Raw genomic sequence first — 15,119 nt, forward strand, 5'->3', positions numbered from 1 at the left:
AACGGCTTCTCACGTCAACAGACGTTTGGCGATGCGGTGCAACAGCTCTACGGAGCGCGGGAGAATCTCCTCCTGGATGTCAAATTTGGGGTGATGGTGAGGTGCGGGAATATCCGTCCCGATCGCCATGTACGTCCCTTTTCCTCCGCGCTCCTGAACGCGCTTGATCATGAAGCTGGCGTCCTCGCTGCCCATCGCATTGCTGTCGCTGACCTTGAAGGCGGTGAAGCCCTCGACCTGCTTCGCTTCCTCGATCGCCAGCTCAGCCATGTCCAGATCGCTGTTGATCGGGATGGCGCCGCCAATCACTTCGATCTCGTGCTCCAGCTCGTGCATGGCTGCGCTGTGGGCGATGATATTGCGGACACGCTGTTCCAGCTCGGCATTCACTTCTTCTGACACCGAACGGGTTTCCACGATCATTTTTGCATGCTGCGGAATGATATTGGCTGCCGTCCCGCCTTCCAATACACCCACATTCACACGGGTTGAGCCTGTGCTAAAGCGCGGAATGGCATGGATGTTCAGCAGAGCGGTAGCGGCTCCAAGCAAGGCGTTTTTGCCCTTTTCCGGAGAGGCTCCAGCATGGGACGGTACCCCGTGGAAATGGGCAACCATCTTGGTTGTAGCGAGAAAACCGAAAGAGGCTCCGTGCACCTCGCCAAGCGGGACATTGGTCCCCAGATGGTGACAGAAAATATAATCGACATCGTCGAGCATCCCTTTTTGAACGATCGAGTAAGCGCCGCGGACACCTTCTTCGGCGGGCTGGAAAATCAGCTTTACGGTTCCGGAAAAGTTGCCGTCCGCCAGTTTTTCGGCAAGCCCGAGTCCAATCGTCGTATGGCCGTCATGGGCGCAAGCGTGCATGTTTCCTTCATAGCGGGAGCGAAATGCCTTTGCCTGGGGGAGGTGGTCCGCGTCCGTACTTTCCAGGACAGGCAGCGCATCCATGTCAAACCGGAACGCAACGGTAGGCCCTTCCTGCTTTCCTTTTTTCACCCCGATCACGGCTGTGTAGCCGCCTCGCATTTTCTCCACGATCTGCGGGTTTGCACCGTCCCGCAAGGCCCGCTCGTAAGCAGCCTCCAGCACGTCCGCGGACGGCAATCCCCTGCGGGAACCGCCATCCATTGCGTCTGGGCCGTAAATCACATCAAAGCCAAGCGAAGCAAGTATTTCCACGACCTTGGAAGCCGTACGAAATTCCGTGAATCCCACTTCCGGGTGCATATGAAAATCTCTTCGCAATGAAACCAAATCCAGCATAGTCAATTCCTCCTGTCCTCTCTTGGAGCCTTTTTTGCGTTACATTCTCGGATAGACGCCAGGACCGATTGGCAAGCCCAGGAAATACCAGACGACCAGCAGCAGTGTCCAGAGAATGAATATAGCGATCGGGTATGGCATGATCAGCGAATAGTACGTTCCCAGCTGGGCGTCCTTCTTGTATTCCTGCAGGAACCCAAGGAACAGCGGGATAAACGGCGACACGATCGCGAACGGAATCACGGCAGAGTCAGCGATCCGGAATGTGATTTGCGCGAAAGCCGGATGGAACCCTAGCGCCATGAACATCGGGATAAAGACCGGCGCCAAAAGCGACCAGATCGCAGAGCCGCTGGCAATGAACATGCAGAGGAATGCGGACAAAAACATCAAGCCGATAAAGACGGGCGCTCCTGTCATGTTCATTTTTTCGAGCAAATCGGTGATAAACAGAGCCAAAAAGCTGCCCATATTGCTCCAGTTAAACATGGCGACAAACTGGGAGAGCGGGAAAACCATGACGATGAAGCTGGCCATTCCCTTGATCGGATCGGTCAAAAGGGCCGGAATGTCATTTTGCTTCTTGATCACGCCCACTTTAATGCCGTATGTGATGGCAACGGTGAAGAAGAACAGCAGAATGACCGGGACAATCCCTGAAATAAACGGTGACGGAACAATCGTGCCTTGCTTGGGATCACGCAGGATTCCGCCCTCCGGCACAACCAGAATGGCGAGTACGGCGATGAACACCAGCGCTGCAACTCCTGCCGCGCGAAGCCCTTTCTTTTGCTCAGCCGAAAGGTCCTCCAGCTTGTTCTCCGCACTCCCCTGGTAAACACCCAATTTGGGCTCCACAAACTTGTCGGTGATAAAGCCGATGATGGCGGAAAGCAGCAAAACGGATACCGACATAAAAAACCAGTTGTCCAAAACGCTTACCGTCACGTTCGGGTCGACCGACTTCGAAATTTCCGAGCTGATCCCGGAAAGCAGCACATCTGTTGTTACGATCAGCATATTGGCTGTAAAACCTGACCCGACACCGGCGATGGCAGCCAAAAGTCCCGCTACCGGGTGACGTCCTACAGCCAGGAAGATCAGCGCACCGAGTGGGGGCATGATGACAAAGGCAGCATCAGACGAGACATGGCTGAAAAAAGCGATAAAGGCAACCAGGTAGCTTGCGTATCGGGCATTTACCCGCAGAGACATCTTGCGGATGACCGCTTCCAACAGACCGACCTTCTCTGCCAATCCGACCCCCAGCATCAGCGTCAGAATCGATCCCAACGGCAAGAATCCGGAAAAGTTTTTAATGATATTGGGCAGCAGCCATTGAAGCCCCTCTTGGCTGAGCAGATTCTTTACCTGAACTTCCTCGTTTTTGATCGGGTCTACGGCTGTAATGTGGAAAAACGACAAAACGGCTGTCACTACGAACAAAATGGCGATCAGATAGAGGAAGAGCATGAATGGATTCGGCAATTTGTTCCCGATCCGCTCCACCCATTTCAATAAGCCTGTCCCCTTTTGCTCCTGAAACTCTGACTTTGCTTGCTGCGTTTGCGCTTGCATTGAACAATCCCCCTCGGCCCGTGTCTTTCTGTCCTGGTAAGTCACTCGTTTTCCATGTATGTGTAAAGCAAGCCGGCAACGAAACCGAATGAGTGTTCAGTCTGCAGCCGCCCCAATGTAAGCACTTTCTTTTTGCGAAAGCGGTAGCCAGCGCCCCTTTCTTCGTGAATTCTGCGCATATTTTTCATTATGCGAATAAATAGAGAAATTGTCGTTAAATGAATTATATAGCCTTGTTAAATGTTTTTCAACAGAATTGTTCGACTTCTCACAAAACAGCAAGCGCTTTCCGTACAAAAAGCCAGTCCTCTCTTGAGAACTGGCCTGCTCATCTTTTTTATCGCTACTTTTTTAATTGGTATATTTTTTTCGGACGTCCGCGCACAGCCTGAAGCTCTTCTCCCTTATACTCGGCAAGTCCGTATTCGCACAGGCTGCCGATGATCCGCTGGGCATTCCGTACCGTCATCGACAAGTACGTGGCGATGTCTGAAGTCGTGAATGTGCTCCAGCCCATGCGCTGCACCAACGCTTGCAGCTTGTTATAGGTTTTGATGCTGACGTTTGCCTTGTTTAATTTATCCAAAAGCTCCTTGTCATTGGAGCGATAGGCATAAGCGATTTGTTCCGGTTCGCCTGCCGCTTCCACGATGACGCCGTTTTCCTGGACGATCACGATCCCGTATCCGTCCCTGTTTTTTGCATGCTGAACCGCCTTGCGCGCATTGCTTTCGGCGGAAAAAGCGGTCTCGCCAAACCCGATGCCCACTGCGACGGGAACGTCCGCCTCCAGGGAGAGCTGCTGCAAGGTCGCGCGCAGCATGTCAATCTCCCGCTCGATGGCTCCCCGGGAGCTGAAAATCTGGTAGCGGCCGTTGCCGTTTGCCATAAGTGAACCGTCCAGCTTTTCGCACAGCAGCAGCAAAAGCTGCCTGATCTTCAATTCCAGATGCTGTAAATGAAAACGGGCCGTTGATTTTTCCACAATCGTGTCAAACTGCTCAAGTTCAATGATTTCGACACCGATCTGCGTATCCTTGAAGTAGGAGCTCCTCGCTCTTTCGATGACCATCTTCATTGCTTGCCGAATTTCCATCTTGGTCATATAAATGCGGTAGACAGGAACCCCTGCCTCGCGAAGAAGCTCTTCCACGGTCATCAATGTAGTAAAAGCGCCCTGGGTCTTCCCTTCCCTCCAGACCTTCAGATGGAATTGCGCGACTGCCTGCGCGTCATAATGCTCGTCGTAGGTCATCACGTGCGTGTCTTCTTCCGGTATCTGCAGTTCGGACAACTGCTCCTGCAAAAACTGCCCCTCCGACTCGATCATGTCAATCGAGACTCGCTTCACGGCTTCATCCCGGTCGATCGACATTTGAATAAAGCTCCGGTACAGGTTGGAGCCGGTAGGCGGGCAGTAGACCATATTGGCCTCGGGGCTGAGCACATTTTTCGCAATCGTGAACGGAATGGGTCCGGAGAAAAACCATCCGTCAAATTCGTGATTGCGCTCCTGAACAATGCCGCTCACTTCTTTTGCATCCCCGTACGTTATCGGAACAAATTCGATCTCATGTTCAAATTCGTTGGCTACAGCCAGTATCCGCTCGACAGAAGGAGGCGGTCCAACGACACCAATTCTATACATAATTTTCGCTAACCCCTGCCTGATTTAGATGATGTTTCATTTTTTACTATATCAGACAGGAAGTCATAATCTCCATCTCTATTTCCGAAGATCCCGATAGGCCGGGAGCCCTTCTGCCCCTTCCGCCGCTTTGATCGCGTTGACGACCGCTGCGGCAAGCACCTCCGCGGACAATGCTCCCACGAGATTGACAGATGCATCGACACCGCCTGTCGCAACTGCGAAAACCGTATCCCCGTCGCTCATCGTATGTACGGGGAATATCGCTTTGGCCAGTCCATTGTGAGCCATCTGCGCGACTTTATTCGCCTGCGTTTTGTTCAGGTTGGCATTGCTTGCGACCACCGCAATCGTGGTGTTGGTGCCGCTCGGGACAGGCGGAGAGCTCTGCTCGATCATCCAGGAGAGAGCGTCGCGAATCCTGCCGCTGTCGTCACGCGCGCCGGCCAAAATCTCTCCGGTAACGGGGTCGCGCACCTCTCCCACGGCGTTGACGGAGACGACCGCGCCTACGACCAAGCCGTTCGGCAAATGCAGGGATGCGGAGCCAAGCCCGCCTTTCATCGCCCGTTTGCCTCCTGCCAGCTTTCCTACTGTCGCCCCGGTTCCCGCTCCTGCATTTCCTTGCTTGACCGGGTCTTTGCTCGCTTTTTTGGCTGCCTCGTAGCCCATCTTTTGATCGGGCCGCACCTTTGCGCTTCCGAACGATAAATCGAAGATGACCGCTGCCGGAACGATGGGAACGACACCTACCCCCACATTGTGGCCGATGCCCTGCTCCTCCAGATAGCGCATGACGCCGCTCGCAGAATCCAGTCCGTAGGCGCTTCCTCCCGTCAGCACGATGGCGTTTACTTTTTCCACCATGTTGATCGGGTTCAACAGATCGGTTTCCCGTGTGCCGGGGGCTGAGCCGCGTACATCTACGCCGCAAGGGGAGCCCTCTTCCAGCACGACTACGGTACAGCCGGTCATCGCCTTTAGATCTTGCATCTGGCCGACTTTCACACCCGGTACGTCGACGATCGTTCCGCCTGGTTTGATCCATTCACCGATGCCTGCCGCAGCGGCTTTTGCTCCTTCCATTCCCCCCGCCTCCTCGGCCATGACAGAACCGATGGTCAGAAGACTTCCGGGAACAGCCGCAGCCAAGCCAAGCAGGGCTGTTTTGTGGAGAAACTCTCTGCGGGAGACAGATTGGGTTGTCTGTGTTTGCTGCTGTGGGTTGGGTTCTTCTGACGAAGAGAGAGCAGATTCAAAGACATCGACACTAGGAGGGTTTTGCCTGCAGCCAAACTCACGAGGTGAAATATGACTCTGCATCTGGCCGATTTCTTCGGTTGTTAACGGCTTGTCCAACGATTCATTTTTCATGCTGGTCCCACCTTCGTTTTCAGATGTTCTCACAAGCACAAGACAAGTTGCCAGAGTAATTGTTTGAATATTCTATCTATTAAATCGTAGCGGAATTTCTTCCCGCAATCAATTGATTTTCCGCAAATAGGGAAAAAGTCGCAGAAAAACCGGAGCTATCGAGGCCATTCAAAAAAGAGGGAGTACGAACACTTTTGTCCTTACTCCCTCGTCCTATCAACTTATAGAAAGATAAAAACGATTCCTAATACTGAAGCAAAGATGATCGTCCCTTCGCCCTATCGTGGAGCCACTCATCCACCGCGCTCTTGGGAAACAAATAGTCCCCTCTGATCTTGATATACGGAAAGTCGGAGCCATGAATGAGCTCCGTCAAATTTTGCTCACTGATCCCCAGGTATTTTCTGACTCTCTTCTGATCCATGACTTCCGGTTCTTCGGCTTGAATCATCTCGTTCACCGTTGCCTCCAGACGAACGACGGCTCCGGCGATTTCAGCGGTGTTATGCGTTTCCGAATCGCCGTAGGCGGCAATTCCGGTTGCCGCTCTGGCTACGAGCCACGCGCCGATCAGGATAGCTGCGGCCAAAACAAAAATTTCGAGTTTTCCCGTGTTTTTCAAACTGGTTCCTCCTGTACCGACTGTTCCATATTCAGTGCTTCCGACCTTGCCTTCAGGAAAATTTCCATGACTGCAAGAAGACTTCGCTTTTCGTCCTCTGTTCCTTTTGGTCCCCTCCAGTATTCGCTCTAAAAAGACATGCCTCCACCTGGACGGCAGCCTTCCGAATGAGTGAGCGGTTTGCACGAAATGCTATTCACTTGCTCAGTAAATAGACGAAAAAAATGCTTTGAAGTCACAGTACATATGTTTTCGGCTCCCTCTCCTCCTGTTGGTGAATGGAGATAGAGGGAGCCGCTGGATGGGAACGTATGAGAACGGATGGGTCTGCATGAAAACGGGTGGGACCGGCTGGAACGTCACGTCCCCCGTCCTATTCACAGCCGCGGATCGATCTCCTTTTCCTTGGCCGCTTCAAACAACAGATTTGCAACGGCTTCCTTATACGCTTCATTGTCAGACGTGATCTCATGGAACGGAATTGCCAGCATCTTTTGTCCCAGCACGTATTCGTTCATCGATGTCCGCAGCTTTTGACCGATGTTTTTCTGTTTTAGCAGCTTCCTGTACTTGTGAGGGAAACGGTAGTCATACCCGTAGATGATCGACAAGTAGTCAGGATTGCGGACCTTCAGATAGGGAACGGCCCTGCTGGTCGCTTCCTCCGGCTTGATCACGACGCCCTCCATCCGGTTTTCCAGCGTCAATCTGGCGAAGAACCGCTCTGCCCGCTCCACGCTGTCCGGCTCAGCCAGATCGAGCAAGAGGAAGTCGTCATCCGACAGAAAGCTGTACATCTCTGACGTCTTCCAGTCCGGAAGCTGCTCCTGTCCATTCTCCAATACCGCCTTGAGCAAGGAAAACGGCTTGTATTCCAGCTTCCCGTCCCCGGCGTACAGCTCCAGCTGCTGTTTGTACGTGTGGTAGGCGCTCACATGGACGTCCAAGGGAACATACGTCTCCCAAATGTCGTGCAGATGCTTGTAATTTTGATAGACACTCGCCCCGTATTTTTGACTCAGCTCGCTCTTGGAGCTGCGGAACTGGTCTTGCTCAAATCCGCTGTTCCGGTACTCGTCCACCAGCTTTCCAAAGGCTTCCTCAAAGCCATTTTGCTGCAGAAAGGCAAGTTCGCCCTCCAACGCCTTTTCAATCGGTCTGAACTGCTTTTGAATCAGGCCGTCGCCAATCGCGCTCCAGGGAAGCAGCTCCCCGTCCAGTATGAGCATTTGCAGCCCGTTTTGCTCCATGTAGCCGCCGAATTTTTGCAGCAGCCCCTCATAAATCTCCGTCAGGTCGACCTGCGTGATTTTATAGCCGTTCCTGCTGACCGCAAAGCACTGGGCGAGCTCCCTGTGCAGATACACATTGCATCTGGAGCCCATGTACTTCGGCTGCAAAACGACGTGCCGAATCCCTTTCCCTTCAAAGTACTGCAGCCCGCGCTTCAAAGACTCCAATTCATTTGCCGCTTCGTCCTTGTCCGCCGGAGACATTGTACCCGATATAAAATTGACCCGGTTTCGCGAGCAGTAATCCAGCCTGCGGATTTCCTCCTCCTGCAATTCGTCGACAGATACCTTTTGCTCCTCCTGGAACAGCAATTGCAATTCTTCGGTCAGGACAGCCCGGCCGGATTTATATGACCGGAAGAACGGTTTGTGTGCAATACTGACGGCGGTCAGGACATTGCCGTGGACGCAGCCTGTATCGATATGCAGCTTGTTTTTGATGCGAAACGCCTGTTTCGCCGCGATGTGTCCAAATACGTGATACGGGTGGTTTTTCACCGCTTCCTGCCGCAGAAAGGCAAGCTGGTTTTCCAGCGGTTTTTCCCGATCGATCCGATAATTCCGCTGGCGGCGAACCGAATGGTCGTCCATTTTCCCCAAGTATTTGTTTTTGCACGGCGCATGGGTCACGATGAAAGAAGGGCTGTTTGCCCCGATAAATCTGTAAAACGGCTTTGAAAGAGCATGCAGGCATGAAAACTTTTCCAAAAGTTCCGCATCCTGCAAAAACACCTGCGTAGAATCGAAATACGAATGGACGAGCTCCTGGTCGGCTCCCTTTATTTTTCCCCTTACATACTTGTCGACAAAGTTCTCGTGATTCCCCGTGACAAACAGGAAATGCTCCCGGTTCGCGTACAAAAACGCTACAATTTCTCTCGTGTTTTTTCCTTTGTCGAGCCAGTCGCCGACCAAAATGATCTTCGTATCCCGGACCTTCTCCGTAGCGATCAGCTTGCCCGCCTCGATCCGGTAGCCGTAGGCGAGCAATAGTCCTTGCAGCTCCTGTACGCACTCATGGACATCTCCGACGATAATATAGCGCCCATCCGGCGGCAGAATTGTCCCGAGGTACTCTTCCCTGTTTTCGATCACAACCCGGTAGTCGGGATGGACCTTGCCCTCTGCCGGCCGGTAAAAGTCTTTTGCCCGCACCCGATGGATCTTTTCGTATCCTTCCTTTGCCAGCGAGCCGAGGACATCTCTTTTCAACCGGTTAATGTGGCTGGTAATCAGCTTTTTGGACCGCTCGGAAGCGTAGTAATCCTCCCGGTTGCGATAGTCGAACACGACTGCTTCCAGTCTGTAGTGATTCTGGCTGGCAATCTCCTTCACCTTTGCCCGAAAATCGTCGGCCAGTCCCGTCGTATCGAGCACGACGAATTCCGCATTGATCGGGTAGGAGGTCACCGCTCTCAGCTTGTCATACAAGAGCTGAAACGCCTGCTCGCTCGCCTCCAGCATGACTTGGTCGTACTTGTCCAAATCCGCTCCCAGAAGCTCCTGGCGAATGCTGTCCGAGGAGATGTACTGGACATTTGCCCGATAGTTTTTCGTCTCGTCGGCAAACCGCAGACCGGGAATGAGCACTTCCCTGGCAAACGTCGTCTTGCCGCATTCCGTCGGTCCGATCAGCATGAGGATAGTGTGGACTTTCGTTTGAATTTCCATGGATTCAAGCCTCCTTTCTCCTGACAATGACGCCCTGCGTCGTGTGAGTGCCGTTTACCGCGTCGCCGATGTCTACAAATTCCGTGTTTACCCCGACCCCTTTGATCACATTGGAGAACCACTGCTGAAACGCGTCTTTTCCCATCTCCCACTTGTGGTCGTCATGGCGAAATCCATCCAGCTCGTAAAACTGGTTGAAATCTGCATTCGGCGTCGTGATGATAAAGTACTCGAAATCGATATGCCTCAAGATAGACTGAATCAGCTTCCCGGCTTCATCCTCGGCCATATGCTCGATGACCTCTGTCAGGATAACGTCAACTCTCTCTCCGTTGTACACCTCCAGGAAGCGGTCAAGCGAGTCGAATACCGCGATGTTATCGATGTCTTTTGCCTGCGCCTTGCGATTTGCGGAAGCGAGCGCTTCTTTATCCGTATCAATCGCAAAATAGCTGCCTTCTATCTTCCCGGCGAACCGCAGTGCATAAAATCCTTCCCCGCAGCCTACATCGACAATCGACTTGTTGAAGGGCAGCAAACCTTCGATGTAGTTCCGGCGTTGCAGCGCGGTGCTTCCAAATGCAAACCGGATCTCGCAGCCGCCCGTTTTCTCCAGCTCTGCCTTGTATGTTTGAAAACGGTCCCGCGAGGACAGGAAGTTTCGGACAAACAGGCTGCGAATATAAAACGGCGCGTCAATCAGGTTGATGCTCCTCGTGTACTTATCGAGAATGCTGTCGGAAATGTCGATATACTCTTCGCCAAACATGGACAAGAACAGGCACAGCACACTTGTCGTATGCAGCAGATGATGCAGGCTCTTGCGCGTCGTGATGGTCAGCGCATAGCTTTTATGCGCCCGATGCTCGACGGCAAACGCAAACTCCTTGAGATGCTTGGCAAAAAACTCGATATACCGCAGCTTTTCAATATGAATCATGTGGATGTAAAAGGCGTGTTCATAGCCTTCTATGTCCCGCTCGTCATGCACTTTTAACGGTGCTGAAAAAAACTCGTTTATCGCATTTAACGGAAAGAGCGGCGTGTTGTACCGCGACACATTCAAATATTCGAATTGTTCCTGCTCATGCCGTTTGTAGGAAATTTCATTGTCCGCGTCCTTGAAGTACACGTTGAAAGTGGTCGGGTCGGTGTACCAGCCGTACGCCATTCCCTTTCGGATCGACCGGAGCAAAACGCCGGTTTGCGGGTTCTTTTTGATCAGAAAGGAAAACTGCGGGTTTGTAGATTTCAGTTGAACAATAGCCATATAAACCTCCTTTAGGGAAAGTGGATGGTTGCAGCCGCTGGATCGTTTCAGCCACCGGTTCCTTTCCGGCGGCGCCGCCCGTGATACGCAAAAAGGCCACAGACCAAACGTCCATGGCCGAACATCTGCTGTGAACAAATCTGCCTCTACTCTACTTTCCGTCCTCTATCTCCAGCGCTTCTACCTGCTCCGTCATGGAGGCATACCCCTGGAGGGTCTGGGCGATGTAAGCCAGGACGTGATCGCTCCAGCCGTAGATGTAGTAGGTGTCCTTGATTTCCGGCGGAAGCATGGCATGCCGGTACGGAGCAATGTCGACGATAAACGCTTTTGCTTCCGGGTTTATTTTCGAACGGTATTTTTGCAGCTCCAGATAAAAGGGGCTTCCGCTGTTTTGCTGCTCATCGGTTATGATGATGATCTGGTCGACCCGCTTCCGCTCCCGGATCAGCTTCCTCACGGGGGCTCCCGTATCGGTCCCCCCTCTGGCGCGGATTCGCTCCGCCTGGCTCAAGATGCTGTCGTGCCGGGAAGGCTTCGCGTCATGCACATCTGTGTCAAACAGCCAGAACAAGGAGTTCCCTTTCGTTTTTTTGAAAAGCGCCAGTGCGAATACAGAGCCTATCTGCAAATACTCCCCGTCCATCGAGCCTGAGATGTCGAGGAAGATCGCGGTATGCTCGCCCAGCTCGGGAAGATTGTCAAAGGTAAGCTCGACCGCTTCCCTGAGCGCATCGCGAAGCTCGGGATGGTCTACCTGATTGAATGCTTTTGCAAAGCGAAACGGAAGGATTTTTGCTTTTGCCAGCGCCTGGCGGTCAGTCAGCCTTTTCACCGCATAGGCGAGGCTTTCTTTGCTCTCAAAAACACCTGCCCGATCCAGCGCATTCAGATGACGCAGGAGAGCGAATGCCGGCATTTGGTGAAGCAGCGCTTCCCACACGGCCCTGGACGGCTTGATAGCCCCAGTCATCGTTTCATAAGGGAGCCTCCCTGCCTCGATCCAGTGAATCTGCTCCGCCTCCGACTCCGCTTGCTTCAATTTTTCCAATGCTTCCACCTGCGGGATCAGCGTAAGGTTCGTCTCATGTCCGCGCAAATAGCGGAACAGCGCCTGCTGCTTGTCGTCTTTCGGCTTTGGATGCGCGGTGGCGATGATATCACCGAGACTGTAGCCGCGGCCACGGCCGTTGTATTTGAGCGCCCAATACTCCGACACTCCGGCCAAAAAACGGTTGACCTGCCGCTTGACCGCCCTTCCGCCTTCCCCTCGTCCCATGCCTTGCAGGATCGTCAAAAAATCGGACAAATCGGAAGGAATACGAACGACCTGAAGAAACACCTTGGCAAACAGGTCTGGGCGGTAGCCCGACAGGACAGCCAGGCCAAACAACGGCTGCAAGCGCATAAATCCCTCGTTGCGGGCAAAAACGATTGCCTTTGCCATGAACTGCGGGTTTTGCTTGGCCATCTCATGGTGGAGCTGCTGGGCTTCATCCAAAAGCTGTTGTGTATCGGCGTAAAACGTATGTCCCAATGTATTGGTCAACAGCGTCTGCAGGTACTGCTCTTCTGCCGAACGCTTGAATGCGGGGTATCCGTCGCTGTTGTATGTAGCTGGCTTGATTCCGGAGAATACCTTTTTGGCAAAGCTCATGGGTATACCCTCCTTATGCGTAAAAAAGGAAGCGAGGAAAGAGGTGAAAAGGCACCGGCTGCCGCTCTTGGGCAACCTTTCAATACCAATCCCAATCCCATATTTTTCGAAGTAGCCCTTTCAAGCGCCTCGCTTCATCTTATTTATCAAAGGGATCATTGAGGAAAAGGTTGGATAGGTACAGATTGCTCTACCAACTGAGCTATCCTGTACGTGTACAGGAGTTGGACTCGAACCAACGACCGATCGCTTAGAAGGCGAAGTAACCCATCCGAGCGCCTCAATGATCTGATCTTCGCGGGCGCCGCCGTGCGGCGTCGACCTCGCACATTCATCATCGCCTATTTTTATGCCCGCGAACATGGCAAAAGTATTACGACATGAGAGAAACTTTTCCATTTTGACCATTTTTCGCTGTTTGGTAAAATGAGAAAGGACGATTAAGCGGAAACGGGGTATTGCCATGGCGAAAGAGAGCTTTGATAAAGAAATCCAATTCCTGCGAATGCTGGTGCTTACGAGCGGCGCCTACAACCGCCAGCAATTTGCGGAGCGCCTCGGCATCTCCGTCCATACCTTTGACAAGACGCTTCGGCGGCTGAAAGAAATCGTGCAGACGATCCATGCGGAGCTTCCGGAAAAGCAGGGAACGGAATTCGCAGACATGCTCCGCTTCAGCTACTATGAGTCGTCAGACCCGATCCTGTTGTTTTTGTACAGGGCCAAGTCGCTGAAAGAATCGGAAAGCCACCGGCTGTCTCTCATCGTTGCTGCCCTTCAGGAAAAGGCGTTGACAGCTGCAGAGCTGATGGACATTTGCTGCGATGAACTGCCTGCCGATGTTTCTCTTCCCGACGAGAAAACCATTCGCTCCGATTTGAAGTATTTGGAGCAGGTCGGCGTGATCAAAAGGGAGGCTGGCGGACGGCCCTACCGCTATCGTGTATACAACGATCTGGTAGCCCAGCTTACGGACGACGAATTGCTCGATCTGTATGACTTTGTAGATGTGATGGCAAACACCCAGGTTCCTTCCGTACAGGGGTACCTGCTGCGGGACACCTTGAAGAAAGCGCTGAAGCAAAAAGAGCTTCCTCTTGCTGTCACCGATTCATTTTTGTACAAATATCACTACTACTCGCGCATTTTGGACGAGGCGCACTTGTTTCCCCTGTTCCAGGCAATCCGTCTCCGCCGGAAGGTCAGATTTCTTTACTTTTCTCCTAAAACGGGAAAAAGCTATGCTTCCCAAAATACGAATCCCCTCTTTGAAAGGGAGACAGAAGGCAGAGAAGAGCACGTCCTGCCCTTGAAGGTGGTGTATGACCATCAATATGGCCGTTGGTACCTTCTCGGGAATAACTACCGCCAGGGGATCATGAAATACAGAGTGGAAGGACTGACGCAGGTCGAGGAGAGCGAAGAGGTGCCGGAAGCGGAGTTTGCGCAAAAGCTCGCTCAACTGAAGGCGAGAACACGCTTGAGCTGGCTCGTCGACACGGGTGCGCCGGTAAAGGTCAAGGTCCGCTTTTTCAGACCGGACAAACAGCAGCCGGATTTCGTCAAGGAGCGGGTCCTGCTCCAGGGGCAATGGGGCACGATTACCGAGGAAAACGATGACTGGTTTATTTACGAGATCACGGTGAACGGGACAACGGAGATCAAGCCCTGGCTCCGCAGCTTCGGTTCGAGCTGCGAGGTTCTTGAGCCTGTGCGGCTGCGGCGGGAGTTTATTGCGGAGTGGAAGGAGATTCAGTCCTATTATGAACCTTTTCGAGAAAATCTTTAATTATCAGCTCATTTCCCGTCTGGACGAATACGGGACTTTGCCCATCACTGCCCATGAGCGATCCTGGCTGAAAGCAATGCTGGCCCACCCGTCGGCAGAAGCGGCTTTTGCCCCGGAAACGCGAACCAAATTGCAATCCCTTCTGGAGCCGGTAGAGACGGTTGCCTTCACGGAAAGCCTTGGAGAAAAGGCAAAAAGCAAGGAGCGGCACGTCTACCACCCTCTTCTCAGACTGCTTCGGCGCATTCTGGCAAAGAATCAGGGAATCCGCATGACGTACCGGACAAAAAACGGCCGGGTAAACACGGGACATAAGGGCCTTCCTTATAAGCTGGAGTATTCGATGGTCAAAAAGGAATGGTATCTGCTCTGGTATCATTTCCGCTATCAAGCCTATATGTCGACCAGGCTGCAAAGCATCGTTTCTGTCAGCGAGGAGCCGGTAGATCCAGGCGAGGCAGCTGAGATCAGAGAGAGAATCGAAGCCACTCTGGAGGCGCGCAAGGAAACGGCTGTCATCGAGGTCGTCCGTTCGTACAACCGGGAGCTGTCGAGGATATTGTACGCCTTCTCCTGTTTCGAAAAGGAAGTGGAGTATCTGGATCAGACGAATACGTACCGGATCAGGCTTACTTTTCTCGCTGACGACAGCGAATACATTTTGTCCAAGCTTCGCTTCCTGGGCAAGCGGGTCCGCGTCATGGAAGGAGAGCGTCTAAAGCAGCGAATGTATGAGTCCGCGGTCAAGGCACTTTCCCGGTACGGGATCGAATCAGTGGATCCGCTTTTCTAACAGTTGTTTACAAGTCAAACATCTGTCAGCACTAAAAAAGAGATTTGCACCATGTCGAGCCATAAAACAAATAGCCAGTTGAGACGCTCCCGCCGGGAAAGGGGGAAATGGACTCACCTGGCTTTTTTCCTTGTTCATTGTTCATTTGCATTTCTC

At 52.7% G+C, this 15,119-nt stretch carries 10 protein-coding genes; 2 read left to right on the forward strand and 8 right to left on the reverse strand.

Features of this window, described 5'->3' with window-relative positions:
• Positions 1 to 9: 9 nt before the first annotated feature.
• From NSQ24_RS17755 to NSQ24_RS17790, 8 genes are all read right to left on the reverse strand, one after another.
• Positions 10 to 1,269: an amidohydrolase gene (locus NSQ24_RS17755; RefSeq protein ID WP_243014903.1), complete on the reverse strand. Its 1,260-nt coding sequence runs from the start codon at positions 1,267 to 1,269 to the stop codon at positions 10 to 12.
• A gap of 39 nt (positions 1,270 to 1,308) precedes the next feature.
• Complete coding sequence (locus tag NSQ24_RS17760) at positions 1,309 to 2,847, reverse strand: AbgT family transporter (protein ID WP_339166320.1); 1,539 nt, start codon at positions 2,845 to 2,847, stop codon at positions 1,309 to 1,311.
• Positions 2,848 to 3,190: 343 nt separating this feature from the next.
• On the reverse strand, positions 3,191 to 4,495 hold the full coding sequence (locus NSQ24_RS17765; protein WP_003386428.1) for a hypothetical protein: 1,305 nt from the start codon (positions 4,493 to 4,495) through the stop codon (positions 3,191 to 3,193).
• Positions 4,496 to 4,573: 78 nt separating this feature from the next.
• The gene (locus tag NSQ24_RS17770; RefSeq protein ID WP_051925529.1) at positions 4,574 to 5,581 is read right to left on the reverse strand and encodes a P1 family peptidase; all 1,008 of its coding nucleotides are present in this window, start codon (positions 5,579 to 5,581) and stop codon (positions 4,574 to 4,576) included.
• Positions 5,582 to 6,113: 532 nt separating this feature from the next.
• Positions 6,114 to 6,491, reverse strand: a complete 378-nt coding sequence (locus NSQ24_RS17775; RefSeq protein WP_024985639.1) for a helix-turn-helix domain-containing protein — start codon at positions 6,489 to 6,491, stop codon at positions 6,114 to 6,116.
• 377 nt (positions 6,492 to 6,868) lie between these two features.
• Positions 6,869 to 9,454 (reverse strand): AAA family ATPase, encoded by a 2,586-nt coding sequence (locus NSQ24_RS17780; RefSeq protein WP_243014901.1) that lies wholly within the window; start codon positions 9,452 to 9,454, stop codon positions 6,869 to 6,871.
• Positions 9,455 to 9,458: 4 nt separating this feature from the next.
• On the reverse strand, positions 9,459 to 10,724 hold the full coding sequence (locus NSQ24_RS17785; RefSeq protein ID WP_122958221.1) for a methyltransferase domain-containing protein: 1,266 nt from the start codon (positions 10,722 to 10,724) through the stop codon (positions 9,459 to 9,461).
• A gap of 151 nt (positions 10,725 to 10,875) precedes the next feature.
• Entirely contained in the window at positions 10,876 to 12,381 is a 1,506-nt protein-coding gene (locus NSQ24_RS17790; protein ID WP_339166323.1) for a TROVE domain-containing protein, read from the reverse strand.
• Positions 12,382 to 12,844: 463 nt separating this feature from the next.
• Between NSQ24_RS17790 and NSQ24_RS17795 the strand changes: the two genes are divergently transcribed.
• Together NSQ24_RS17795 and NSQ24_RS17800 are read left to right on the forward strand one after the other, a co-directional pair.
• The gene (locus tag NSQ24_RS17795) at positions 12,845 to 14,170 is read left to right on the forward strand and encodes a WYL domain-containing protein (protein ID WP_339166324.1); all 1,326 of its coding nucleotides are present in this window, start codon (positions 12,845 to 12,847) and stop codon (positions 14,168 to 14,170) included.
• Positions 14,145 to 14,963 (forward strand): WYL domain-containing protein, encoded by an 819-nt coding sequence (locus NSQ24_RS17800; protein WP_024985643.1) that lies wholly within the window; start codon positions 14,145 to 14,147, stop codon positions 14,961 to 14,963. The genes NSQ24_RS17795 and NSQ24_RS17800 overlap by 26 nt, the downstream gene beginning before the upstream one ends.
• Positions 14,964 to 15,119 lie beyond the last annotated feature (156 nt).

This window comes from Brevibacillus sp. FSL L8-0520, assembly GCF_037963895.1.
Lineage (GTDB): Bacteria > Bacillota > Bacilli > Brevibacillales > Brevibacillaceae > Brevibacillus > Brevibacillus borstelensis.